Origin of the sequence: Brachyspira catarrhinii (assembly GCF_005518285.1) — a bacterium.
Lineage (GTDB): Bacteria > Spirochaetota > Brachyspiria > Brachyspirales > Brachyspiraceae > Brachyspira > Brachyspira catarrhinii.
The window spans coordinates 1-1,885 of sequence record NZ_SJDU01000410.1 but is presented as its reverse complement, the minus strand read 5'-3'; the positions used below and the strand labels follow the sequence as shown (position 1 = coordinate 1,885).

The window sequence follows — 1,885 nt, the reverse complement described above, 5'->3', positions numbered from 1 at the left end:
AAGTAAATCTTTTGTATTCTTCAATCGCTTTTGTCATAATTGGGTTTGCCTCCTTAAGTTCTTTTTCTATATTTTCTAAATTATTGCTTGTAAAAAATTTCATCCAAGTCAAAAGTTTATTTTTCTTTAATTTTTCAATCGTTGAATTTTCTAATATATCAATAAATCTTTGAACTTCGATAATATGCATCTGAATATAGTCTAAACTAATATTTTGGTTTTCGGTGTCAATTAACTTAAAGCATCTATGAGGTTTGCCTTCATCTCCAAAATCCAAATTAAAGTCGAGCAAATTAATGCTAATTATTTTTTGAACTTCTTGATAATCTTCGCCTTCCCTTAATTCGCTTACAATGTTTTTTGAAATGTAATAAAATATTCTATCTACGAAATTTTTATTTCCGCAAAGTTGGAATTCTATAATTACCGTTTTATTGTCTTTAGTCTTCGCTTTAACATCAATGATTGACTCTTTCAAATCAATATTTTCGGACAAATTAAACGGGTCGATAATTTCTAAATCTTTAACTTCTTCAAAATTGAAATCGCTTAAAGTTGCGTTAACTAAATTCTCAAGCAAATCTTCGTTTCCATTTTTTCCGAGTAGGTATCGGGCAAATAAGTCGCTTAATTTTTTTATTTCAATATTGTCTTTATTATTTTTCATAATTATATTATAACAAAAAATTATTATTTGTCAAAATATTAATGAAAAATGTAAAATTCAAATATACGACTTATTAAAAACCAAATCGAATCAAATAATCTCTAACTAAAATTTAAATCAATATATTATAGGCAAAACGCTAATATACTTACTTTTACATTTCTGACATTTTACGCCTAATAAATTTTTAAAAATTTTAATTATAAAACCGCTCAAAATCTCAAATCGATTAATCGAGCGGTTTTATTTTACTGCTTACAAATTATGAAATCTCTTGTTTATATTTATCCATAACATATTTAATAAAATGTTTGATAATAAACGCTTCATAATGAGGACGAGATGGCATATTATAATCAATTTTCTCTATAATATCGTCCGTATCGGCTTCATATTTGTTTTGATTATTTTCATACTCTCCAGATTTATCATATACTTCGTCAAGTATTTTTTCTCTAAAGAGTATTTCTTTCATACTATCAATGAAATCATTTTTATTTTTATTAATTTTATTAATCGCTTTTTCTACTAACTGCCAACCTTCTAAATTTTCAATATCTTTATCTTTTATACTATCAGCAATAGCTCCAAAAGCTCCTTTATACAATCCGCCAGCCAATCCACCAACCAATTCTAGCATAGATACTGTTTTATCCTCAACACTAGTAGAAGGATTAAATGTCTTAAATAAATTTCCTCCAATTTCTTTCATCTCGCGTGATATAGTTTCTACATAATATATGCATGAACTTTCAGCGTCTAAAACTATAATACACATAGTCGCAATATTATCTAAATTTGTTTCGTCTATAAATTTAAAATAATTATAAACGATTGATTTTTCGGAATTTTTCATTTCTATTGATATTTTAGTTAATCCTTCTTTAATTAAAATATCGCCAAAAACTTTTTCGTCTATTTTATCTTTTAATTGAATAGTTATAGACGGTTTAATTCCTTCGTTTTCAAATAAATCTTTATAACTCATAATTTTATCTCCTTTGTCTTAATTTTTTTTAATTTTATTTTTTAATATTTATTTTTTTTGATTTTTTAATTTTAAAGCAATTCTTAAAAGTTAGGTTGGATATAAAGAATATACTCTAAAAAAGATTATATTAATCATTTTGCCTCCCTCTATATTTTATGGATTATTTTTTATTTATCATTTTATTTATAGCGGAAAATTTAATATCTCGGCTTCCGCAACTTGGACAT

The 1,885-nt window shown here is 24.9% G+C and carries 2 protein-coding genes; both read right to left on the bottom strand.

Annotation, left to right across the window (positions count from 1 at the left end):
- Positions 1-667: Rpn family recombination-promoting nuclease/putative transposase (locus EZH24_RS11025; RefSeq protein WP_137999161.1), on the bottom strand; the 667-nt coding region annotated here is incomplete at its 3' end.
- A gap of 262 nt (positions 668-929) precedes the next feature.
- Positions 930-1,655 (bottom strand): hypothetical protein, encoded by a 726-nt coding sequence (locus EZH24_RS11020; protein WP_137999160.1) that lies wholly within the window; start codon positions 1,653-1,655, stop codon positions 930-932.
- Positions 1,656-1,885: the final 230 nt, after the last annotated feature.

Bases quoted from the DNA above. Each gene is read 5' to 3' on its own strand.
- EZH24_RS11020 (WP_137999160.1), bottom strand. From the start codon at position 1,655: ATGAGTTATAAAGATTTATTTGAAAACGAAGGAATTAAACCGTCTATA.